The organism is Azonexus sp., assembly GCF_049652925.1.
GTDB lineage: Bacteria > Pseudomonadota > Gammaproteobacteria > Burkholderiales > Rhodocyclaceae > Azonexus.
Window position 1 is genome coordinate 79,856 of record NZ_JBASFI010000025.1, and the last position, 22,676, is coordinate 102,531.

Below are 22,676 nucleotides of genomic sequence, written 5' to 3' on the forward strand. Positions count from 1 at the left end.
GATGGCTGGAGGATGGGGCTGCCCGCACGAGGTCAATGATCATTGCCTCAAGATCAACAACCTGAAGTGCAATCCCGGCATGAAAGGCTGCGAACTTGCTGGCCGCTATCGTTTCGCCGACGAGAGCAAGAACACACGTTACTGGGAGAAAAAGGAGCGAGCGGAACAGTCGAAAGCCGCCCCCGCTCCAGCGCCCGAAGACGGCCAGCCGGACTGAACCATGTCGCGCGACGTTGAACAACTCGGCCAGGTTTTCACGCCGCCCAACGTGGTGGCCTTCATGCTCGACTTGTGCACGAACAAGGGGCGAACGCTTGAGCCATCGGCCGGTGACGGCGCTTTTTTCAATGAGTTGAAAGCCCGGCAAGCTGATTGCGTCGGCATCGAGGTCGACCCGCGCGTCGCCCCCGAAGGCGCGCAGGTCTGTGATTTTTTTGCCTACCCGCTCAGTGAGCAGTTCGACAGCATCATCGGAAACCCGCCCTACGTCCGTTTTCAGGATGTCACGGTCAACACGAAAAGACGCCTGAAATCGGAACTATTCGATGCACGCAGCAACCTCTTCCTGTTCTTCATCGAAAAGTGCATCCGCCATCTGAAACCCGGCGGTGAACTTGTTTTCATCGTGCCGCGCGAATTCATCAAGCTGACCGCCGCCCGCAAGCTCAATCGCTGGCTGTTCGAGCAGGGCAGCATCACGCATTTCTACGAAACCGGCGACGTGCGCGTTTTCTCTGATGCCACGCCCAACTGCGCCATCTTCCGCTTCGAAAAGGGCCGCAAGGACCGCCGCATGGCCGACGGCCGGCGCTTTGTCGAGGCCGATGGCCAGCTCATGTTCCTGCGCGACGATCACAGCGTGCGCTTCGCCGACGTCTTTTCAGTCAAGGTCGGCGCCGTCTCCGGGGCTGACCACATCTACACGCACCCCAAGGGCAACATGGAATTCGTCTTCTCGAAGACCGTGGAAACCGGCGAAACGCGCCGCATGCTCTACGGCATCAAGCATCCGCACCTCGACAAGCACAAGGACGAACTGCTCGCCCGCCGCGTCAAGGCTTTCGACGAGCGCAACTGGTGGCAATGGGGCCGTGCCTTCCCGGTCAGCGAGTTGCCGCGCATCTACGTCAATGGCCGGACGCGCAAGCCGGAACCTTTCTTCCTGCACGATTGCCACAGCTTCGACGGCGCCATCCTCGCCCTGTTCCCCAAGAACACGCGCATCGCCCGCCGCGACCTGATCGAATGCGCGATGATGCTGAACCGCGAAGTCGACTGGCAGCAACTCGGCTTCGTCTGCGACGGCCGCTTCCTGTTCACCCAGCGCAGCCTGCAGAATTGCCTGCTGCCGGAAAAATTCTCCCGATATCTACCGTCTGAAAAGCACAAGGACGTCGCATGACCTTCATCAAGCAACTGGCTGCCGCCTGGCAAAAGAACGACTCGCTGCTCTGCGTCGGCCTTGACCCCGATCCAGCCAAGTTCCCGGCCCACCTCAAGGGCCGCAATGACGCCATTTTCGAGTTCTGCGCCGCCATCGTCGACGCCACGGCCGACCTCGTCTGCTCGTTCAAGCCGCAGATCGCCTACTTCGCCGCCCGTCGGGCCGAAGACCAGCTCGAAGCCCTGATCGCCCACATCCACGAAAAGCATCCCGGCATCCCGGTCATTCTCGACTCCAAGCGCGGCGACATCGGCTCGACCGCCGAGCAATACGCCGTCGAAGCCTTCGAGCGCTACAAGGCCGACGCCGTCACGGTCAATCCGTACATGGGTCGCGATTCGGTCGATCCCTACCTGGCCTACCCGGACAAGGGCGTCATCCTGCTCTGCCGGACCTCCAACCCGGGCGGCTCCGACCTGCAATTTCTCGATGTCGGCGGTGAAAAACTGTACGAACGCGTCGCCCGTCTGGCCTCGCACGAGTGGAACACCAGCGGCCAGATCAGCCTCGTTGTCGGCGCCACCTTCCCGGCCGAAATCGCCCGCGTCCGCGCCATCGTCGGCGACGTGCCGCTGCTCGTCCCGGGCATCGGTGCCCAGGGCGGTGACATCGAAGCCACCGTCAAGGCGGGCCGTACCGCCAATGCCACCGGCTTGATGATCAATTCGTCGCGTGCCATTCTCTACGCCGGCAAGGACGAAGGGTTTGCCGCAGCCGCCCGCAATGTAGCGCGCGAAACCCGCGACGCCATCAACCAGTACCGTTAAGGACACCCATCATGCGCATGGACGACCAACGCGAAAGCGACAACCTCGAAGACCGCCGCGGTAGCGGTGGCGGCCTGCGTCTGGGTGGCGGTCGCATGGGTTTGGGCACCATCGCCATCGCCCTGGTCGCCAGCTATTTCCTCGGCATCAATCCGCTGACCGTCCTCAACATGCTCAGCGGCGGCGGCATGCCGGCCATCGAACAAAGCACGCCGGCCGCGCATCGCCCGCCGGCCGACGACCAGATGGCCAAATTCGTCTCCAAGGTGCTGGCTTCGACCGAAGACACCTGGAACGAGGTCTTCCGCGCCAACGGCCGTCAGTACCAGGAACCCAAGCTCGTGCTGTTCACCGGCGCCACGCCGACCGCCTGCGGCACCGGCCAGTCGGCCATGGGCCCGTTCTACTGCCCGGGCGACCAGAAGGTTTACATCGACCTCGCCTTCTACCGTGACCTCAAGGATCGCTTCAAGGCCCCCGGCGAATTCGCCCAGGCCTACGTCATCGCCCACGAAGTCGGCCATCACGTGCAGAACCTGCTCGGCATCGCCGACAAGGTACATCAGACCAAGCAACGCGTCAGTGAGCGCGAAGCCAACGCCCTCTCCGTGCGCATGGAACTGCAGGCCGACTGCCTGGCCGGCGTCTGGGGCAAGCGTACGGACACAATGAAAAACGTGCTCGAACCGGGCGACCTCGAAGCCGCCCTGACCGCCGCCTCGGCCATCGGCGACGACCGCCTGCAGCAGCAATCGCAGGGCCGAATCGTGCCGGAAAGCTTCACGCACGGCAGTTCCGAGCAACGCGTCCGCTGGTTCCGGAAGGGCTTTGAAACCGGCGACATGAACCAGTGCAACACTTTCAAAACCGACCGCCTGTAAGCCGGGCAACCGCTTGACCGAGACGACTCCCGGCAAAAAAGCGGCGCCACGCTGGCGTCGTTGGGCGCTTGAAGCGACCATTTTCGTCGTCCTGTTCGCCGCCTTCCAAGCCTGGCAGATGCGCAACACTCCGCACGGCCCGGCGCCGCAGTTTGTCGGACAGCAGATCGACGGCCAACCCTTCGACCTTACAATCTGGCGCCAGCAGCATCCCGGCAAGGCGCTAATGATCTACTTCTGGGCCGACTGGTGCGGCGTCTGCAAAGCCAACGCCAGCACCATCAGCAGCATCAACGCAGACTGGCCGCTCATCACCGTCGCCATGCAGTCCGGCACCGCAAAAAAAGTCACCGAAACCGTGCGCCAGCGCGAATACGCCTGGCCGACCATCGCCGATCCCTCCTCCGAAATTTTCCGGCAATACGGCTTCCAAGGCGTTCCTGCTTTCGTCATCGTCGATCCGGACGGCAATATCAGCAGCACTTCAATCGGCTACACCAGCGAAATCGGGCTGCGCCTGCGTTTGTGGTGGGCCAGCCAGAGCCACTCATGAAAATCACCCGCTTTGCCCTCGCCCTGCTGTTGAGCTACGCCACCAGCGCCTTCGGCCTGCCCAAACATTCACCCGTACCGGGCGGCGTTGCCGTCATCGACCTCGGCCCGGCCAGCCAGACAACACCGACCGCCCGCTGGGGCGAACAGCCGATTGCCGTCGTCCGCGACAACGGACGCTGGTTCGCCCTGCTCGGCATCCCGCTCGACACCCTGCCCGGCGATTTCGAAATCAGCGTTTTTTTCGGGTTGACCGTAGCAACCAAGCAAATCAGTGTCCAGATCAGGAATTACCCGGAACAACGCCTGACCATAAAGGACAAACTCAAGGTCGAGCCGAATCCGGATGACTTGGCGAGAATTGAGCGCGAGCAAAAAGTCACCGAGGCCGTCAAGCGCCGCTTTTCCGACGCTCCGCCGGCGACTGATTTCGCGCTGCCAGCCAAGGGTCCGCTCTCTTCGCGCTTCGGCCTGCGCCGGATTTTCAACGGCCTGCCACGCAACCCACACGCTGGCCTCGATATCGCCGTTGGCACCGGCGCGCCGGTTACCGCTCCAGCCGACGGCGTCGTCGCCAACGTCGGCGATTATTTTTTCAACGGCAACACCGTTTTCATCGACCACGGCCAGGGGCTCATCACCGCCTACATGCACCTTTCGCGCACCGATGTACGCGCCGGCCAGACTGTCAAAAAAGGTGAAACCCTCGGCGCCGTTGGTGCCACCGGCCGTGTCACCGGGCCGCACCTGCACTGGGCGGTGACTCTCAACAACACCCCGGTCGATCCCCAACTATTCCTCGCCCGGCCGTAAACGCAAACAGGCGGCCGAGGCCGCCTGCGCGCTGGAAGGCCCGCTTAAACCTTGGGCTTGGCCGGCGTACTCATCTGCTTTTCGTCTTTCGCCTTGTCACCGCAAGCCAGGGCAGAAACGCTGGCGAGCGCAAACACCGCAGCCAGCAGAGCGGAAATCAGTTTTGTCATGACGAACTCCTTTCAAAAAATGGCAGTTGTTTGATCAATTTGGCCAGACATGGTTCATTACGCAACGTGCAAAAACAAACCATTCACCTCCACCGCCATGCGCCGACAAAACCGGCAGAAGGACAGGCCTGCAACGGCTGCGGCGTCTGCTGCGCACTGGAGACGTGCCCCGCGGCCCGCCTGCGCTTTCTGCAAATGAAGGGGCCGTGCCCGGCGCTGCAGTGGTCCGCGGGTGAACAACGCTACCACTGCGGCCTGCTGATCAACCCGCGAACTTATCTCCGCCTGCTTCCGGCAAGCGCCGAACCAATTGCCCGGCAACTGCTAACCCGCTGGATCGCAGCCGGCCAAGGCTGCGACTGTAGCGCCGACGTTCAGCCCTGAACTGCTGCGGTCAACGCCATTTCCACCCGATATTTCGCATGGGAAAGCCGGGCTTGCACACAAGCGCGGGTCGGTGCATGGCCATCCGGCACCCAGGCATCCCACACCGCGTTCATCGCATCGTAATCAGCCATGTCGGTCAGATAGATCGTCACCATCAGCAAGTGCGATTTATCGCTGCCTGCTTGGGCAAGCAGCCGTTCGACGCTGGCCAGGAGGTTTTCGGTCTGCGCCGTAACGTCGGCATCGAGGTTGGCTGGCACCTCGACGACATAAACGGTACCGGCGTAAACAACGCTGTCGGAATAGCGGCGAGTCGTGCCGTAACGTTGAATCGACATTTTAATCCTGAAAAAGTGAAGCCCATGCTGTTCAGGCACGGGCTTCGTTTACTGCGACCCCGGCTCTTTCGGCTGGGGCATTCGGCTATTCGCCGTTACGGAGTACTACACGGTAATCTCAAGAAAACTTCTATTGAATACAGCCATAGAATCTCCAGCAGCGTAGCGGGTACTACCACTTAGTGCCGGGCTCGCTACAAACCACAACACGAATTCAGCTTATCACTCCGGCAGAAAAAAGCTAGCGAGTTAACGCCTGAAAATCACATTTCCGCCGGGCGGTACTTTCGACAACGGAACGTAGCCGACTGCACCGGGCGTCGCCAGAACATAAGCGACAACAGCCTCAACATCGGGTAGCACCAAGGGAGGCGCACCTTTGCCAACATAGCGGCGCACCAGCCAATAACCGGTGTACTGCTCCTCACTCTGCCCCATGAGCGTAGCCAAAAATCTTTCGCGCAAAGGGTGACCTGCGGGGTAATTGATCGGTGTTGCCGCCTGATCGCCAATAGAAACCACTCGCCCGGTATAAAGACGTTGCAGGGTCGCCAGCTCCGTCTTGGGAAGACCACCATAAGCGATGAAGGCGAGCGCTTCCTCTGCCAGCGCCAGAGCAGGAAAGCTCGCGATCAGGAGGAAAAAAAGAATACGGCGCATCAAGCCGCTCAAAAGGTGAAATTATAGGAAAGCGAAAAGACGTTGATAGTCTGGTGTGAACTATCGCCGCCCGAAGGCGCATCGACCAGACTGGATGCAACACCAGTGTTCGCCTGAGACCATTCAGCCTTGAGCAGGGCACTCGGCGTCAGCCGATAGGTTGTCCCAAGAGCCACCGTCGATTGATCGTAGGGCACGATAATGTCGGCCATGAATTTCTGCGTCGGATTGAACTGCGCAAAAGGTCCGGACAAGACATTGCTGTTGATGGCCTGATATTTGTCCAGGGCTGAATCCTTCGACTTTGCTTTTGCGTAATAGATATAGGGTGTCCAGGCCCCCATCCGCTTCGACAAGGAAAGATAGGCCCCCCAGCGATTCAGCCCCTCGCTCCCGCTATCAATCTTGATCCGGGCGTATTCACCGAGCATCCTGATATCGGCAGGCAGCAGGATACTTGCCCCTGCAGTGAACAGCGGAAAGATGATCTTTTCATCGCCGCCGTCACCTAATTGATAAATCCCACCGACATTCACTATTGGCTGCACGATATTTGCGCCATCCCTCGACGCTTCGACGCGATGAGCGCCGACCCGAAAAGTGTTGTCCAGACTCCGCGCCGTCAGCACCAGACCGGTACTCTTGATGTTGTAGGTAAAGTACCAACTTCCGGGCGAATTCTGATCAGGCGTCATTTCTCGCCCGTAAAACCGCCAATTTGTCTCAACCTTGCCGGCATAGGCCTCGGCAATCCAGTCCACGCCCTCTCCAAACCAGGTCTTGCTTACCCCCATCCCAACCAGATCGGTCAGTGGCGAAATGGAGTAAACCTCCTGTGGCAAGCGGGCGAAATCAAACGTGGCACCGACGTCGTTGTTTTCGGTATTGAGCATCAACGGCAGGCGAATTTTGCCAGCCCGGATCAGCCAGTCGTCGCTCGGCCGCCATGAGACAAAAGCCCAAGCCAGTGATGCCTGCCAGTCGGTATCGTTATGATCCGAGGGAGCCAGCTTGGCCTGAACAGTGACGCTCCATTGTTGCGACAAACGGGCATCAAGCTGGCCGCCAAGAATGGTGTCACGTTTAAACGTGCCATGATTATCAATAAAGCGCTGATACTTATAGGGCTGATCCGACTGAGCAAAGCCGACGGTACCAAAACCGGACCAGGTCAGATCGATCGCCTGTGCTGGCATAGCCAACGCAGCCAGTATGGGCAGCAGCCCGACATTTGAGAGCTTTAGGTGCATGTCAGGAATATTTCTTTATGAGCATGGCAAATTTACTCATCGGCCAGTTTAATGGCAATTTCGGCGAAAGCGCCTTCCAGCGCGATGAAGGCGTCGATCAGTAGTGGATCAAAATGCTTGGCGCGGCCTTCACGCAGGACATCAACTGCTTCGGCATGGTCAAAAGCACGCTTATAGGGACGGCGGGAACGAAGCGCATCGTATACGTCGGCAACGGCCATCAACCTGGCGGGCAACGGGATGGCTTCACCCGCCAATTGATCCGGGTAGCCGCAACCATCCCAGCGCTCGTGATGGCTGCGGGCAATCTGAGCGGCGTAAAGCAGCATCAGATTCTCTTCCCCAAGTTCATGTTGCGAGCGCAACAGCATCCCCTCACCCTTGATGGAATGCGTCTTCATGATTTCAAACTCTTCAGGCGTATGCCGGCCCGGCTTGAGGAGGATATGGTCGGGAATGGCGATCTTGCCAATATCGTGTAGCGGTGCTGCCTTGGCTATCTGATCGATATGTTCAGGGGTCAGGAACGCACAATCGCGCTCCTGCTTGCTCAGGTATTCCGCCAATAAGCGAACGTAATCCTGGGTTCGGCGAATATGGTTGCCTGTGCATTCGTCGCGGAATTCGGCCAGCGAGACCATGACGCGAATCGAAGCCTCCTGGAGACGCAGGACTTCATTGACCCGTCGCTCCACTTCGCTTTGCAACCAGGCGCTTTTGTCTTCAAGGAAAGTTTGCCAAGTCCGTATTTGCAGATGGGTCCGCACTCGGGCTAGCACAACGGATGGCGCAATCGGCTTGCGGATGAAGTCGACCGCCCCCATGGCCAGGCCGTACTCCTCGTCGTCGGCCCCGGCCTTGGCTGTCAGAAAAATGACTGGAACCCCAGCCGTCAACGGATCAGCCTTGAGGCGCTTGCAGACTTCATATCCGTCCATATCCGGCATCATGATGTCGAGAAGGATCAGATCCGGTCGCGCACTTGCCGCCAGCTCCAGCCCCTTGGCCCCGCCATTGGCCAGCTTGACCCGGTAGTGGGTACGCAGCAACTGGTTGAGCAGGCTGAGATTGGCCGGCGTGTCGTCAATCACCAGTATGGTTGCACTATTCCTCATCACTGCCCGCCCCCGCCATGATTGATGCTGCCGAGAATGAGCAGCGCCGCATCGAAATCCCATTGCCCGATAGCGTGGTCAATTGCTGCCACCTGCCGCGGTGAGTACAGTCCGACCAAACGCCCCTTGTTCATTCGCCAGACCTCTTCGGCCTCGCCATCGCCTTCGCCGAGTTGTTCGCGCAACAAGGCAAGCACGACTTCGATCGGTCGCTCGTCGATAGCGGCAGTCGAGTCCGGCGAATTGGCTGGCATTCGCTCAATCCCGGCCAACAAGGGCTGCAACTGTGCATCGACTTCGGCTATTTCCCCGAAGGGCTCGACAACGCCCCCCTTTATGACATTTTCAAGATCATACAGCGCCGACTGTAAACGGCCCATGGCGAAAGTACCAGCCAGCCCCTTGAGCGAGTGGACCTGACGTTGCGCAGCCTCAAGATCACCGCTAGCCAGCATCGCATCCAGCCTGTCGGACCAGCCGTGGCAATCTTCAGCAAAACGACGCAGGGTTCGGGCCAAAAACGGCAACCGGCCCTCAAAACGGCGCAGTAGCACCGCCGATTCAATTTGCGGAACAGCCGCCAGGGCAGTGATAAAGGCCCGATCGGCACCACCCGGTTCAGCGGGAGAAAGGACATGCCCGACCAATCCCCGCCAATAGGGCTGCACCATGGCCAATAGCTCCTCCGGCTCGAAGGGTTTGGCAATGTAGCCATTGACTCCTTTTGCCAGTCCGTCTTTCATGCCTTGCCCGGCGACGTGGGCGGTCATCGCGATAATTGGCAGATCCTGGAAACGATCCTCCTCGCGCAGGCGACGTGTTGCCTCCCGGCCATCCATGACAGGCATTTCGAGGTCCATCAAGACTACCGCGTAGTGCTCCGCCCCCTCAGCTGACAACAAGTCAAGGGCGATCCGTCCATTTGCCGCGACGTCGACGCTCGCCCCCCAGCCCCGGAGAATTTCCCCGGCTACCTGCTGATTCAGTTCGTTGTCCTCAACCAGCAAGATCGACATTCCCTGCAAACATCCGGGATGAGGGATCAGATGCTCCACTCTGGCCACCGGCTCCATCTTCACTCCGGAGCCACAAAGACGGCGCAGAACGTTTGGCAATAGTGGCTTCTGGACCACATCAGCGACACCAGTATGGTCAACCTCCTGGCGCAACAGGGAAGCATCCGCCACCGACACTACGAGTGTCCGGGCCGGCAACAAAACACCTCTCGAGTGAAGAGCCTCTATCAACTCGGCACCAGACATGTCAGGCATCAGCCAGTCGAGCAACAGCAAGTCGTACGCTGCTCCATCATTTCCAGCCCTCGTCAGCCGCGCCAAGGCATCCAGCCCCCCCGGCGACTGATCGACCTTTTCGCAGCCCATCGCCAACAACATGGCTGCCATGCTTTCCCGGGCTGGCGCATAGTCGTCAACGACCAGCGCCCGCTGACATTCGATCGGCGACTCCGCATCAGTGCCAGCCTCAACCGAAGGCTCCAGTGGCAACTGCATGGCGAAATGAAATACGGAGCCACGGTCAAGCTGACTTTCAACCCTGATTTCGCTGCCCATTGCCGCCAGTAGTCGCTTTGAAATAGCCAGCCCCAAGCCCGAACCGCCGTACCGCCTGGTCGTCGAACCATCGGCCTGGGAAAACTCCTGGAAAAGACGACCGATCTGCTCCGCCGTCATCCCGATACCAGTGTCTTCGACGCGGCAGACAATGGTCGACGTCAATTTGTCGCTCGACCGCTCGCTGACCACGAGGCGAACATGGCCGGTTTCAGTAAATTTCACTGCATTGGACAACAGGTTGATCAAGACCTGCCCGAGCCGCAGAGGGTCCCCCACCAGGTGATGGAGATTCCGGGTTGGCTGAAAATCGAGGAGCAGCTCGATATGTTTCCCTTCGGCCCGCTGCTGCACCATGAAAAGGGCATTCTGGACAACCAGTTCAAGATCGAAGGGAACGGCCTCCAGCGCCACCTTGCCGGCCTCGATTTTTGAGAAGTCGAGAACGTCATTCAATATCCCGAGCAACGAACGGGCGGCAGTATGAATTTTGGAAACATAGTCGTGTTGCCGCGGCGGCAACCCAGACTTGAGGGCCAGATAGGCCATGCCTAGAATCGCGTTCATCGGCGTCCGGATTTCGTGGCTCATGTTGGCCAGGAAAATTGACTTTGCTTCGGCCGCCACCTCTGCCCGCGCCCGCGCCTGGCGCAAGGACCGCTGGACCAGTTCGCGCTGCGCGATATCGGCCTCGATGGCCGCTGCCATGCTGTCAATCGTCACTGCCAGGGCCTGAACCTCTTCAACCCCCTTCAGGTCGCCGACCCGCTCACTGAATGATTTTTCCGCCAATGCCGTTGCCGTCCGATGCAAGGCTGTCAGAGGCGCCAGCAGATGTCTTTTCAGGTAGCCATAACTGAGCACCATTACGACGCCGGCAGCAAGCAGGAGGAGAAGCGCCGCGACGATCCAGCGCAACAGGTGCTCCCCGGCCCGCGCCAGATTTTTGGTCGTGCGCTCGTCTACCTGGCTGGTAAGTTCATCGACTGCGATGGCCAGTTCGGCCCGCAGTTTCAAATAGCGCGCCTCATGCAGCAAGGCATTGGCGAAGTCACGCTGCGGCTCCGCCTCCGAGACAAATTCGCGTTTAACCGGATCATACAAACCCTGCGTCGCGGCAAAAGCGATCTGTTCGACCTGCTTCATCTGGTCGGTAATCTGGAAAATCTGGCGGAGAATAGCCACCTCTCCGGCGTCGAAACCAAGCATGCTGGTTCTTTCGGCGAGGGCAACCCCGGGACCGGGTGGTGGCGTCGTGTAAGCGAGCGTTCCACCGATGACCTGTTCCCAGAAAGTTTCCGGCACCGAATCCGGGGCGCGCTTTGTGCCTTCACGGATCGCCAGTATGTCGTAGTAGTAAATGAGGTAGCGCGGGTTAGCCGTACTGACATAAGAACTAACCAGGCGGCTGAGCAAATCGACCTCATGGCGCACAGAGCCCATGAGCGCCATCGAATCCTGGCGATGCCTCGCCGCAACTTGCGAATCTTCGTACGCAGACAGAGCGCCCAGCGTGGCGCCGGCGATCAGGACGAGCACCCCGGCAAGCGCAATCAATACGCTGAAAAAGGCTTTCCGCAGATTCATTTAACCAAAAGCACCACGACACCCCTTCGCAATATCGAAGCAAAGGCACCGGCGACCAACCCTTGAACGCAGGCCCCGCCAACAATTTGTCCTTTTTGCATCATATTCCAGTTTGCATATATTTTGATACTCCGATTCCTTTGTCTGCATCCATCGATTGGACAAACCCAAGCTATCGTTCAGAATATCCATATTCGTTCCCACACCATAGGTCCATGGACAATCTGATCAAGGACACTGCAACCCTGGAGCTCTTCTGCTGGCTTGAGCCAGGGTCAGAGCTGCCGGGCTGGGACATTCTCAAGGGCAGCCCCTTCGGCGGCACACTGGCCTCCCCCGAAGGCGGTGCGCCAACGCCCGGCGACCAGCTATTGTCGGTACAAAACTACTTTGCCGAATACCATCTGGAGTATTACCGGCAGCGTCGCTACAACCATTTTCCGAGCCGCCTGCATGCCCTGCTCCAGTTCGCCACGCGGACCGATGCGACGACCTTCCGCCTCAAGCATCCACAAAAGGTCTTCGGCAAGAACCTGGCCTGCTCGCGCACCATAGGGGCTTACATCTGCTCCTTCCACGATGCCAGCTGGCTCGACTATCTGCGCCTGCCGCACAGCCTGTCGCTCAGTGCGCTCGACGAAGTGGCCGACCACTACTGGTCGGGCCGCACCGTCGAAGAGATCGGCCTGACTTTCATGAACGAGCCGTGGCAGGAGCCGCCGGTCATTGAAGCGCTCTACCAGGGAGCGCTTGAGCCGGTCTGGGGCCACGAACAATCGGGTTGGCTGCCCGGTTTTCGATAGGGAATACCATGCGTCGCTTTGCCATCATCCTTGCCGTCATCGTCATCATCGGCCTTGGCCTGTTCTTTTTCACCCGGCCGAAGCCGATACCGGTCGTTCTCAAGGAAGTAGCCGAAGGCAAAGTCGAGGCGACGCTGGCCAACACCCGCGCCGGGACCGTCGAAGCCTGCCAGCGCACCAAGCTGTCGACGATCATCGGCGGGCGCATTGAATACCTCGGCGTCAAGGAGGGCGACAAGGTCAAGAAGGGCCAGTTGCTGCTCAAGCTGTGGAACGACGACCAGCAAGCGCAAAGTGCGCTGGCTCAGGCGCAGATCACGTTGAGCGCCAAGCGTAGCGAGGAAGCCTGCATTGCTGCGGCCAACGCGGAAAAAGAGGCAAAACGACAATCCGACCTGCGCGCCAGGGGCTTCGTTTCGACGAGCAAGGAAGAAGCCGCCCGAACTGACGCCGAAGTCCGCCGCGCCAGTTGCAACACGGCCAAGGCCGATATCGCCCAGGCCGAAGCAAAACTGAAGACGACCCGCGTCGAACAGGGCCGCGTTGCGCTCTATGCGCCGTTCGACGGCATAGTCGCCAAGATCGTCGGCGAGCTCGGCGAATACTCGACGCCCTCGCCCCCAGGCGTACCGACACCGCCGGCCATCGACCTGATCGACGATTCCTGCCTCTACGTCAAGGCGCCGATGGACGAGGTCGATGCGCCGAAGATCCAGATCGGGCAGCCCGTCCGCATCACGCTCGACGCGCTGCCGGGCAAGATCCTGCCCGGCAAGGTGCGGCGCGTCGCACCCTACGTTTCGGCCGTCGAAAAGCAGGCGCGCACCGTCGACATTGAAGTCGACTTCGAAAAGCCGGCTGAACCCGGCAAGCTGCTCGTCGGCTACAGCGCCGACGTCGAGATCATCCTCGCCGGCCGCGACAAGGTGCTGCGCATCCCGACCGCCGCCATCCAGGAAGGAGGCAAGGTGCTGGTTTTCAACGCCGACAGCGGAAAGCTCGAAGAACGACTGATCAAGGCCGGGCTGGCCAACTGGGAATACACCGAAATCGTCGAAGGCCTGACGGCTGGCGAGCGCATCGTCACCTCGCTCGACAAGGAAGGCGTCAAGGCCGGCGCCACGGTGACGCCGGACGAAAAAGCCCAGGCCAAGGCGAAGTAAGCGCATGGCGCTGATCGAACTTTCCGGCATCGAACGTCGCTTCCTGCTCGGCGACACGACAGTTCACGCCCTGGCCGAACTGAACCTGCAGATCGAGGCCGGCGAGTACGTCGCCGTGATGGGCCCTTCCGGCTCCGGAAAATCGACGCTGCTCAATCTCCTCGGCCTGCTCGACCGGCCAAACGAAGGCACCTACAAGCTCGAAGGCCGCGATGTCACGACGCTGTCGCCAGACGAGCAAGCCACCGTGCGCAGCACGCGCATCGGCTTCGTTTTCCAGAGTTTCCACCTCGTGCCACGGCTGACGGCGGCCGAAAACATCGCGCTGCCGATGACGCTGGCCGGAATCCCGGCGGCCGAACGCAACAAGCGCGTCGCCCAGGCGCTCAAGGATTTCGGCCTGGAAAATCGCGCCGACCACAAGCCCGACCAGCTTTCCGGCGGCCAGCGCCAGCGCGTCGCCATCGCCCGCGCCACCATCATGCAGCCGGCGCTGATCCTGGCCGACGAGCCGACCGGTAACCTCGACCGCCATACCGGCGAAGAAGTGGTGAATCTGCTCGAAGCGCTCAACGCCAAGGGCGTCACGCTGATTGTCGTCACCCACGATCAGGGCATGGGCGCCCGCGCCCGGCGCCAGCTGGTCATGGAGGATGGGCGGCTGAAGGCCGATTCGCGGCAAAAGGCCATTTCAAATTTGGCCGAAATTTCCGGTTGACCGTGGGAATGCCTCGGCTCCACACCTTCCGGCAACCGTCATTCCCGCGGCCTCGACACACCCGGGACTCCGCTTCGCGGCGGGCGAAGCGGGAATCCAGAACTTCAGCCCCCGAAGGATTCCCGCTTCCGCGGGAATGACAACCCGACTTGACCATGCGCCTGACCGACACCCTGCGCTTCGCCCGCGACGCCGCCACCGGCTACCCGATGCGCACAACGCTGTCCGTGCTCGCCATGTCGATCGGCGTTGCCGCCGTCGTCATCCTCACGGCGCTGGGCGACGGCGCCCGGCGCTACGTCGTCGGCCAGTTTTCCTCGCTCGGCACCAACCTGATCATCGTCCTGCCCGGCCGCTCGGGCACCGGCGGTTTCAACCCAGCGAATGCCATCACCAGCACGCCGCGCGACCTGACCATCGACGACGCCGGCAGCCTGCGTCGCCTGCCCGGCGCTCGTCGCGTCGCCCCGCTCGCCGTCGGCACTTCGGAAATCAATTACGGCGGCAAGCTGCGCGAAGTCATGGTCGCCGGCTCGACGGCCGAATTCATCCCGATCCGCAATTTCGAAATCGCCCAAGGCCAGGGTCTGCCAGAAGAAGACTGGAATCGCGGCTCGTCGGTCGCCGTCATCGGCAACAAGATTCGCGAGGAAATGTTTGGCGCCTCCCCGGCCATCGGCCAGCTCGTCCGCGTTGGCGACCGCCGGCTGCGCGTCGTCGGCGTGCTCAAATCGACCGGTCAGGGCCTCGGGATGAATACCGACGAACTGGTCATCGTGCCCGTTTCGCTGGCCCAGGCCATGTTCAATTCCAACACCCTGTTCCGCATCATGATCGAGGCCAACAGCCGCGACGCCATCCCGGGCACCAAGGAGCTGGTGATGGAAACGCTCAAGCAGCGCCACCGCGGCGAAGAGGACGTCACCGTCATCACCCAGGATGCCGTGCTCGCCACCTTCGACAAGCTGCTCGGGGCGCTGACCCTGGCCGTGGCGGGGATCGCCGCGATCAGCCTGGCCGTCGCCGGTATTCTGGTGATGAACGTCATGCTCGTCGCCGTCACCCAGCGGACGGGGGAAATCGGCCTGCTCAAGGCGCTCGGCGCCACGGCGCGGACCATCCGCCTGGCCTTCCTGGCCGAAGCTTCGATGCTTTCCGCCGTCGGCGCCCTCGTCGGCTACCTGCTCGGCCAGCTCGGCGCCTTCGCGCTGCGCCAGTTCTTCCCGGTGTTTCCAGCCTATCCGCCTGATTGGGCGGTCATTGCCGCCCTGAGCACGGCGCTGGCCACCGGCCTCATCTTCGGCGTCATGCCAGCCCGCCGCGCCGCCCGGCTCGACCCGGTGCAAGCACTCATGAAGCATTAGCCATGCTGACCACCGACGCCCTCCAGCTCGCCATCCGCGCCATCACGGCCCAGCGCCTGCGCAGTTTCCTGACGTTGCTCGGCATCGCCGTCGGCATCGCGGCGGTCATTTTGCTCACCTCGATCGGCGAAGGTATCCACCGTTTCGTCCTCGGCGAATTCACCCAATTCGGCACCAACGTCATCACCGTCGCCCCGGGCAAAACCAAAACCGGCGGTTCGCCGTCCGGCCTGCCATCGAGTGCCCGGCCGCTGTCGCTCGACGACGCAAAATCGCTCGAACGCCTGCCGCACGTCGTCGCCGTCACCCCCAACGTGCGCGGCAACGCCGAAGTCGAAGGCAATGGCCGGACGCGGCGGACGCTGATCTACGGCGTCAATTCCAAATTACCGCAAATTTTCCGGTCGACCGTGCAAAGCGGCCAGTTCCTGCCGGCCGACGATGAAGGCAGCGCCCGCGCCTTCGTTGTCCTCGGCTCGAAGCTCAAAACCGAGCTGTTCGGCAGCGAAAACCCCCTTGGTCAGCGTCTGCGCGTCGGCGGCTTGCATTTCCGCATCATCGGCGTACTGGCGCCGAAAGGCCAGTTCCTTGGAATCGACCTCGACGACACCGCCTTCGTGCCCACCGCCCGCGCCCAGGAACTGTTCAATCGCGAAGGCGTCGATGAAATCAACATCGCCGCCGAAGAAGGCATCCCGTCGGCCCTCGTCGCCAGCCGCGTCAAGACGCACCTGATCGACCGCCACGGCCGCGAGGATTTCACCATCGTGACGCAGGAAGAGATGCTCAAAACGCTGTCCAACATTCTCAATGTGCTGACCATGGCCGTCGGCGCGCTCGGTGGCATTTCGCTGCTCGTTGGCGGCGTCGGCATCGTCACCATCATGACCATCGCCGTCACCGAACGGACCGGCGAAATCGGCCTGCTGGTCGCCCTCGGCGCCCGCCGGCGCACCATCCTCGCCCTCTTCCTCGGGGAAGCTGTCGCCCTTTCGGCGCTCGGCGGCATTTTCGGGCTGGCCCTCGGTTTCGGCCTGGCCCAGCTCATTCACCTCGCCCTGCCCGCCCTGCCCGTCCATACGCCGATCACCTTTGTCCTGCTCGCCGAGGGCCTGGCCATCGCCATCGGCCTCGCCGCCGGTGTCCTGCCCGCCCGCAACGCCGCCCGACTGGATCCGGTCGAAGCACTCCGGACGGAGTAAGCGCACCATCACTACCATACGCTTACGTATGCTAGAGTTCGTATTCCAATTTCAATAAACCCAGCAAGGAGCCCCAGCCATGGCGTATCACATCGACCAACTGCAACCCGGCATGTCCGCCAGCATCGCCAAAACCGTCACCGAAGCTGACATTATCCTGTTCGCCGGCATCTCCACCGACGTCAATCCAGCTCACCTCGACGAGGAATACGCCAAGACCACCATGTTCGGTGGCCGCATCGCCCACGGCATGCTGTCAGCCGGCTTCATCTCCGCCGTTCTGGCTAACCACCTGCCCGGTGCCGGCACCATCTATCTGTCACAAACGCTCAAATTCAAGGCCCCGGTTCGCCCGGGCGACACCGTGCGCGCAACCGTCACCGTCAAGGAGGTCAACGTCGAAAAGAACCGAGTGATCCTCGACACCGTGTGCACCGTTGCCGGTAAGACCGTCATCGAAGGCGAATGCGTCATGATGCCCCCGGTTCGCGCCAAAGCCGTCGGTGGCACCGCCTGATTTCAGACCACGCCAAATAAAAACGCCGGCCCGGTTAAAAACCGGCCGGCGTTTTGTTTTCCTGAGGCCAACCGGGATTGCTACGGTCAACCGGAAAAAAGGGGCAAAATCAAAAAGCCTCGTCAGCCCGCAAGAACCGCCACTGGCCGACTTCCAGCTCACCCAGCTTGACGCGGCCAATGCGCACCCGCTTCAGGCCGATGACGCGCAAACCGACCAGCTCGCACATCCGGCGAATCTGGCGCTTCTTGCCTTCCTTCAGGATGAAGTGCAGCTGATCCTCGTTGAGCTGCTTGACCCGCGCTGGCTTGAGCGCCTGACCATCGAGTTCCAGACCGTGGTTGAGCAGATCCAGCCCGCCCTTGATCATCTCGCCAGCGACGCGAACCAGGTATTCCTTCTCCGCCTGGCTATCGTCGCCAATCAGCTTCTTGGCAATACGACCATCCTGCGTCAGCACCAACAAGCCGGTCGAATCGATATCAAGCCGCCCGGCCGGCGCCAGGCTGCGCAACATCCACGGCTTGAACTCCGGGTCGCCTGACTGCTTCACCTGATTTTCCAGCTTGATCAGCGTAATCGCCGGCGTAAAACCCGGCTCCGGCTGGCCGGAAACGTAACCAACCGGTTTGTTGAGCAGCACCGTGACCTGCTTGGCCTGATCGAACTTGGCCTCTTTCGAGATCGCCACCTCGGCATTCGGATCGATGCGCGAACCCAGTTCGCTGACCCGCTCGCCATCGACAAAGACCCAGCCGCGTTCGATCCACAAATCCGCCTCGCGCCGCGAACACATGCCGCGCTCCGACATCACTTTGGAAAGACGCACGCCTTCCGGCGGCGGACCATCGCGCACGACCGGCGCGCGAACCACCGGGGCCGGCCTGGCGCCCCGCTCCGGACGATCGGCCTTGACGCTCCACTCGGACGGTGTGGCCGGCTCAACTGGCGCAACCGGCGCCGCCTTGGGCGCCGACGGCTTGCGCAGCGAAGAACCACCCCGCAAGGGCTTCTTGTTGATGGCCCGCGGCGAAGGCGTCGCCGAGCGTAGAACGCCCAGCGTACCTTCTGGCACAGCCGGCGCTTCTTCGCTAACTTCAACCGGCGCCTCAACACGCTCAGCCTTCGCCGGAGCGGCGTCAAACGATTTCGTTCTTGGCCGATTTTCTGGGTTGACCGTGGCATTTCGCGGAAACTCTTTTTTTTGCTCAGCTTCAGCCGCCGGGGCATCCGGCTTGCGCCACTTTGCCCACGGGTCGTCAGAAACGGCGTCGTTCGACGGCCGCTTCGGACGTGAATCCCTGTCGGAACCGCTCATCGCAGACCGAGGAGTTCAACCTCGAAAACCAGCGTGGCATTCGGCGGAATAACGCCGCCAGCGCCGCGTGCGCCGTAACCGAGTTCCGGCGGAATGGTCAGCTTGCGCGTGCCGCCGATCTTCATGCCCTGGACGCCTTCGTCCCAGCCGCCGATAACCTGGCGCATGCCGAGCGAAAATTCGAACGGGTCGTTGCGATCCTTGCTCGAATCGAACTTGCTGCCATTGGTCAGCCAGCCCGTGTAATGCACGATGACCTGCTGGCCGGCCTTGGCCTCGGCGCCTTCGCCGACAACGGTATCTTCGTAGACCAGCCCGGAGGCGGTGGTGATTTCAGCCATGGGAACTCCTTTTTTCAAAGACGGGCAGTTTACCACACCCCCTCGACAAGGCTTTGACTTGTCAGCGAATTTCCGTATAATGCGCGGTTCTTTGTAGCACCCTTTAGATTTATTTTCGGAGTCCAACCCATGTATGCGGTCATAAAAACCGGCGGTAAGCAGTATCGCGTTACCAACGGTCTAAAACTTAAAGTAGAACAGATACCGGCAGACGTTGGCGCAGAAGTTACTCTCGACCAGGTCCTCATGGCAGGCGAAGGCGAGTCGGTAAAGATCGGCGCTCCCTTCCTTGCTGGCGCCACCGTCAAAGCAACCGTGATTTCCCACGGCCGCCACGACAAGGTCAAGATCTTCAAGATGCGTCGTCGTAAGCACTACCAGAAGCATCAAGGCCATCGTCAGAACTACACCGAATTGCGCATCGACGCGATCGCGGCCTAAGTTCAAGGAGCTAATAAATGGCACACAAGAAAGCAGGCGGTAGTTCACGTAACGGCCGCGACTCACAAGCCCAACGACTGGGCGTCAAGCGCTACGGCGGTCAATTCATTCTGGCTGGCAACATCATTGTTCGCCAGCGCGGCACCGAATTCCACCCGGGCGACAACGTCGGCTGCGGCAAGGATCACACCCTGTTCGCACTCAAGGATGGCGTTGTTCAGTTCTCCATCAAGGGCTTGAAAAAGCGCCGCGTGGTGACCATCGTTCCGGCCGCCGAATAAATCGGCCAAGCGGAAGCAAAAGCCCCGTCCGCTGGATGGGGCTTTTTAGTTTATGCCACCAGATTTTCTGGCGGCGGTATCCCAGGATATAGAGGCGGAAAAAATGAAGTTCATCGACGAAGCCAAGATTTATGTAAAGGCCGGTGACGGCGGCAATGGCGCCGCAACTTTCCGCCGCGAAAAATACATCCCGATGGGTGGCCCGAACGGTGGCGATGGCGGCCGTGGCGGCAGCATCTACGTGGTCGCCGACTGCAACATCAACACCCTGGTCGACTACCGCTACACCCGAAAATTCATCGGCAAGCGCGGTGAAAACGGCGGCGGCGCCGACTGCTACGGTGCCGGCGGCGACGACATCATCCTGCGCATGCCGGTCGGCACGGTCATTTCCGACCTCAACACCGGCGAAATCCTGGCCGACCTCGATGTCAATGAAAAGAGAGTCCTGATCGCCAAAGGCGGCAAGGGCGGCCTCGGCAACATCCACTTCAAATCCTCGACCAACCGCGCCCCGCGCCAGAAAACTAATGGCGACCAGGGCGAAGAGCACGAACTGACGCTCGAACTGCGCGTCCTCGCCGACGTCGGTCTGCTCGGCCTGCCCAATGCCGGCAAGAGCACCTTGATCCGCGCCGTCTCCTCGGCCCGCCCGAAGGTCGCCGACTACCCGTTCACGACACTGCACCCGAACCTCGGCGTCGTTCGCGTCGACGCCGAAAAGAGCTTCGTCATGGCCGACGTTCCCGGCCTCATCGAAGGCGCCGCCGACGGCGCCGGCCTCGGCATCCGCTTCCTCAAGCACCTGCAGCGCACGCGCATTCTGCTGCACCTCGTCGACATCGCCCCGATCGACCCGGACTCCGACCCGGTCCGCGACGCCAAGGCCATCGTCGGCGAACTCATCAAGCACGACCCGGCACTCGCTGACAAGCCGCGCTGGCTGGTCCTCAACAAACTCGACCTGATTCCTGAAGAAGACCGCGAAAAAACCGTCAAAGACTTCCTCAAAGCCTACAAGAAGGCCACCAAGTACGACGGCCCGGTTTTCCCGATCACCGCCATCAGCGGCGAAGGCACCAAACCTTTGATCTACGCCATCCACGAAGCTCTGGAGCAGATGGCTCGCCCGGAAATCCCTGATGATGACGAGTTAGAATCCGAAGAGGAAAGCAACCCGGAGGCATAGCCATGCTGACACTCGAACAACTTCGCGAAAAAAGAGAGGCATTGATTGCCCTCGCCGACAGGTACAAGGCTGAAAACGTACGCGTTTTCGGCTCGGTCGCACGCGGGGAAGAAAACGAAAACAGCGACGTAGATATTCTGGTTCACTTTCGCCCTGGCGCCTCGCTGTTCGACCTGATGGACCTCAAGGAGGATACCGAGGAACTGCTCGGCCTCGAAGTCGATATCGTCTCCGACCGCGGCCTGTCTCCCCTACTGGCAAGTCGCATCCTGGGCGAAGCTCGGCCACTATGACCGCGGAGCGCTCTATCTTTCTGGTGCACGCACTCGATTGTGCCGATTTCGTAGCGACACAGCTCACCTCGTGCGACAAGCAGCATTTCATGGGGAACCGCCTGTTGCAAGACGCCATCCTGCGCAACCTCGAAATCATTGGCCAGGCGTGCAAGGACTACGGCATCGAACGCCTGGAGTCCACTCACCCCCAAATTCGTTGGCGCCGAATCGCCGGCTTCAGAAATCAACTGGCGCACGAATATCTCGGCCTCGACCTGGAACTCGTCTGGGGCATTCTGAGCGAACAGCTTGCACCGTTGCGCCTCGCCATCAACGAACACCTCGACTCAAACCCATGAAATCCCGCCTCGCCAACGCCAAACGCCTCGTCGTCAAAGTCGGCTCGGCGCTCGTCACCAACAATGGTGCCGGCCTTGACCTCGCCGCCATTGAAGACTGGGCCCGCCAGATCGCCGTGCTGCGTGCGCAAGGCAAGGAAGTCGTCATGGTCTCCTCCGGCGCCATCGCCTGCGGCATGCAGCGCCTGGGCTGGACAAAGCGCCCGAAGACGGTGCATGAACTGCAGGCGGCGGCCGCCGTCGGCCAGATGGGCTTGGCACAAGTCTATGAAGGCGCTTTCGCCAAACATGGCCTGCACACCGCGCAAATTCTGCTCACCCACGACGACCTCGCCGACCGCAAGCGCTACCTCAACGCACGCTCGACGATGACCACGCTGCTTGAACTCGGCGTCGTGCCAATCATCAACGAGAACGACACCGTCGTCACCGACGAAATCAAGTTTGGCGACAACGACACGCTGGGCGCCCTGGTCGCCAACCTGATCGAAGCCGACGCCCTGATCATCCTGACCGACCAGATCGGCCTGTTCACCGCCGACCCGCGCAAGGACCCGAGCGCCACGCTGATCAGCGAAGCCACGGCCGGCGACGAGTCGCTCGAAGCTATGGCTGGCGGCGCCGGCACACGCGTCGGCACCGGCGGCATGATCACCAAGGTCATCGCCGCCAAACGTGCCGCCCGCAGCGGCGCCCATACCGCCATCGCCAGTGGCCGAGAGATCGACCCGATCATCCGCCTGGCCGCCGGCGAGCCAGTCGGCACCTTGCTCGTCTCGCAAACCCAACCCCTCGCCGCCCGCAAGCAATGGCTGGCCGACCACCTGCAACTCGCCGGCCGCCTGCGGCTCGACGATGGTGCGGTCAACGCCCTGAAAGCCGGGAAAAGCCTGTTGCCGATTGGCGTCATCGCCGCCGAAGGCGAATTCGAACGTGGCTCAGCAGTCGCCTGCATCAGCCCGGATGGCAGCGAAATCGCGCGCGGCCTGTGCAACTACGGCAGCGGCGAAGCCCGCCTCATTACGCGAAAATCAACAGCAGAAATCGAAGCGATCCTCGGCTATGTCGATGAACCGGAATTTATTCACCGCGACAACCTAATTCTGCTTGGCTGACGGAGCATTCTCCAAAAATCAAAACGGGCGCCTTGGCGCCCGTTCTTCATTGCAA

Annotated in this window: 26 protein-coding genes; 18 read left to right on the top strand and 8 right to left on the bottom strand. The window is 61.0% G+C overall.

Annotation, left to right across the window (positions count from 1 at the left end; genetic code table 11):
• The first annotated feature begins 1 nt into the window (after position 1).
• Genes WBK19_RS14080 through WBK19_RS14105 form a run of 6 tightly spaced genes read left to right on the top strand, consistent with a single transcriptional unit; the run spans position 2 to position 4,457 of the window.
• Complete coding sequence (locus WBK19_RS14080) at positions 2–217, top strand: hypothetical protein (protein WP_511290752.1); 216 nt, start codon at positions 2–4, stop codon at positions 215–217.
• Between the two features lie 3 nt (positions 218–220).
• Entirely contained in the window at positions 221–1,402 is a 1,182-nt protein-coding gene (locus tag WBK19_RS14085) for an Eco57I restriction-modification methylase domain-containing protein (RefSeq protein ID WP_511290754.1), read from the top strand.
• Positions 1,399–2,211, top strand: coding sequence for an orotidine-5'-phosphate decarboxylase (gene pyrF / locus WBK19_RS14090; RefSeq protein ID WP_511290756.1), 813 nt, complete (start codon positions 1,399–1,401; stop codon positions 2,209–2,211). Before WBK19_RS14085 ends, pyrF begins: the two co-directional genes overlap by 4 nt.
• Positions 2,212–2,222: 11 nt before the next feature.
• Positions 2,223–3,092: a KPN_02809 family neutral zinc metallopeptidase gene (gene ypfJ, locus WBK19_RS14095; RefSeq protein WP_511290757.1), complete on the top strand. Its 870-nt coding sequence runs from the start codon at positions 2,223–2,225 to the stop codon at positions 3,090–3,092.
• A gap of 13 nt (positions 3,093–3,105) precedes the next feature.
• Positions 3,106–3,645 carry a protein disulfide oxidoreductase gene (locus WBK19_RS14100; protein ID WP_511290759.1) on the top strand — a complete coding sequence of 180 codons (540 nt, stop codon included), beginning with the start codon at positions 3,106–3,108 and terminating at the stop codon, positions 3,643–3,645.
• Positions 3,642–4,457, top strand: a complete 816-nt coding sequence (locus tag WBK19_RS14105) for a peptidoglycan DD-metalloendopeptidase family protein (protein ID WP_511290761.1) — start codon at positions 3,642–3,644, stop codon at positions 4,455–4,457. Before WBK19_RS14100 ends, WBK19_RS14105 begins: the two co-directional genes overlap by 4 nt.
• A 44-nt stretch (positions 4,458–4,501) precedes the next feature.
• On the opposite strand, the gene WBK19_RS14110 is transcribed toward WBK19_RS14105, so the two are convergent.
• The 6 genes from WBK19_RS14110 to WBK19_RS14135 all read right to left on the bottom strand — a co-directional run bounded on the left by WBK19_RS14110 (position 4,502) and on the right by WBK19_RS14135 (position 11,535).
• Positions 4,502–4,627 (bottom strand): hypothetical protein, encoded by a 126-nt coding sequence (locus WBK19_RS14110; RefSeq protein ID WP_511290763.1) that lies wholly within the window; start codon positions 4,625–4,627, stop codon positions 4,502–4,504.
• 374 nt (positions 4,628–5,001) lie between these two features.
• Entirely contained in the window at positions 5,002–5,352 is a 351-nt protein-coding gene (locus tag WBK19_RS14115; RefSeq protein WP_511290765.1) for a RidA family protein, read from the bottom strand.
• Between the two features lie 249 nt (positions 5,353–5,601).
• The gene (locus WBK19_RS14120; protein WP_511290767.1) at positions 5,602–6,012 is read right to left on the bottom strand and encodes a hypothetical protein; all 411 of its coding nucleotides are present in this window, start codon (positions 6,010–6,012) and stop codon (positions 5,602–5,604) included.
• 8 nt (positions 6,013–6,020) lie between these two features.
• Positions 6,021–7,262 (bottom strand): hypothetical protein, encoded by a 1,242-nt coding sequence (locus tag WBK19_RS14125; protein ID WP_511290769.1) that lies wholly within the window; start codon positions 7,260–7,262, stop codon positions 6,021–6,023.
• 32 nt (positions 7,263–7,294) lie between these two features.
• On the bottom strand, positions 7,295–8,377 hold the full coding sequence (locus WBK19_RS14130; protein ID WP_511290771.1) for an HD domain-containing phosphohydrolase: 1,083 nt from the start codon (positions 8,375–8,377) through the stop codon (positions 7,295–7,297).
• Positions 8,377–11,535, bottom strand: coding sequence for a hybrid sensor histidine kinase/response regulator (locus WBK19_RS14135; protein ID WP_511290773.1), 3,159 nt, complete (start codon positions 11,533–11,535; stop codon positions 8,377–8,379). Before WBK19_RS14135 ends, WBK19_RS14130 begins: the two co-directional genes overlap by 1 nt.
• A 215-nt stretch (positions 11,536–11,750) precedes the next feature.
• Here WBK19_RS14135 and WBK19_RS14140 point away from each other — a divergent pair, with 215 nt between their 5' ends.
• The 6 genes from WBK19_RS14140 (at position 11,751) to WBK19_RS14165 (ending at position 17,302) form a co-directional block, all read left to right on the top strand.
• Positions 11,751–12,338, top strand: coding sequence for a hypothetical protein (locus tag WBK19_RS14140; RefSeq protein ID WP_511290775.1), 588 nt, complete (start codon positions 11,751–11,753; stop codon positions 12,336–12,338).
• An 8-nt stretch (positions 12,339–12,346) separates the two neighbouring features.
• A complete protein-coding gene (locus WBK19_RS14145) occupies positions 12,347–13,501 on the top strand; it encodes an efflux RND transporter periplasmic adaptor subunit (RefSeq protein ID WP_511290777.1) in 1,155 nt (384 codons plus the stop codon).
• A 4-nt stretch (positions 13,502–13,505) separates the two neighbouring features.
• Positions 13,506–14,219, top strand: coding sequence for an ABC transporter ATP-binding protein (locus tag WBK19_RS14150; RefSeq protein ID WP_511290778.1), 714 nt, complete (start codon positions 13,506–13,508; stop codon positions 14,217–14,219).
• A gap of 155 nt (positions 14,220–14,374) precedes the next feature.
• On the top strand, positions 14,375–15,583 hold the full coding sequence (locus WBK19_RS14155; RefSeq protein ID WP_511290780.1) for an ABC transporter permease: 1,209 nt from the start codon (positions 14,375–14,377) through the stop codon (positions 15,581–15,583).
• A 2-nt stretch (positions 15,584–15,585) separates the two neighbouring features.
• Positions 15,586–16,785, top strand: a complete 1,200-nt coding sequence (locus WBK19_RS14160; RefSeq protein ID WP_511290782.1) for an ABC transporter permease — start codon at positions 15,586–15,588, stop codon at positions 16,783–16,785.
• A 79-nt stretch (positions 16,786–16,864) separates the two neighbouring features.
• Positions 16,865–17,302: a MaoC family dehydratase gene (locus WBK19_RS14165; RefSeq protein WP_511290784.1), complete on the top strand. Its 438-nt coding sequence runs from the start codon at positions 16,865–16,867 to the stop codon at positions 17,300–17,302.
• Positions 17,303–17,411: 109 nt separating this feature from the next.
• Here WBK19_RS14165 and WBK19_RS14170 read toward each other — a convergent pair whose 3' ends face one another.
• Positions 17,412–18,620, bottom strand: coding sequence for a pseudouridine synthase (locus tag WBK19_RS14170; protein WP_511290786.1), 1,209 nt, complete (start codon positions 18,618–18,620; stop codon positions 17,412–17,414).
• Positions 18,617–18,961 carry an FKBP-type peptidyl-prolyl cis-trans isomerase gene (locus tag WBK19_RS14175; RefSeq protein ID WP_226401668.1) on the bottom strand — a complete coding sequence of 115 codons (345 nt, stop codon included), beginning with the start codon at positions 18,959–18,961 and terminating at the stop codon, positions 18,617–18,619. Before WBK19_RS14175 ends, WBK19_RS14170 begins: the two co-directional genes overlap by 4 nt.
• A gap of 129 nt (positions 18,962–19,090) precedes the next feature.
• Here WBK19_RS14175 and rplU point away from each other — a divergent pair, with 129 nt between their 5' ends.
• From rplU to proB, 6 genes are all read left to right on the top strand, one after another.
• Entirely contained in the window at positions 19,091–19,402 is a 312-nt protein-coding gene (rplU, locus tag WBK19_RS14180; protein WP_117609584.1) for a 50S ribosomal protein L21, read from the top strand.
• A gap of 17 nt (positions 19,403–19,419) precedes the next feature.
• Positions 19,420–19,683, top strand: a complete 264-nt coding sequence (gene rpmA / locus WBK19_RS14185; protein WP_117609585.1) for a 50S ribosomal protein L27 — start codon at positions 19,420–19,422, stop codon at positions 19,681–19,683.
• A 103-nt stretch (positions 19,684–19,786) separates the two neighbouring features.
• A complete protein-coding gene (cgtA, locus tag WBK19_RS14190; RefSeq protein ID WP_511290788.1) occupies positions 19,787–20,872 on the top strand; it encodes an Obg family GTPase CgtA in 1,086 nt (361 codons plus the stop codon).
• Positions 20,873–20,874: 2 nt separating this feature from the next.
• Positions 20,875–21,165 (top strand): nucleotidyltransferase family protein, encoded by a 291-nt coding sequence (locus WBK19_RS14195; protein ID WP_511290790.1) that lies wholly within the window; start codon positions 20,875–20,877, stop codon positions 21,163–21,165.
• Complete coding sequence (locus WBK19_RS14200; protein WP_511290792.1) at positions 21,162–21,506, top strand: HepT-like ribonuclease domain-containing protein; 345 nt, start codon at positions 21,162–21,164, stop codon at positions 21,504–21,506. The genes WBK19_RS14195 and WBK19_RS14200 overlap by 4 nt, the downstream gene beginning before the upstream one ends.
• On the top strand, positions 21,503–22,621 hold the full coding sequence (gene proB / locus WBK19_RS14205) for a glutamate 5-kinase (RefSeq protein WP_511290794.1): 1,119 nt from the start codon (positions 21,503–21,505) through the stop codon (positions 22,619–22,621). The genes WBK19_RS14200 and proB overlap by 4 nt, the downstream gene beginning before the upstream one ends.
• Positions 22,622–22,676 lie beyond the last annotated feature (55 nt).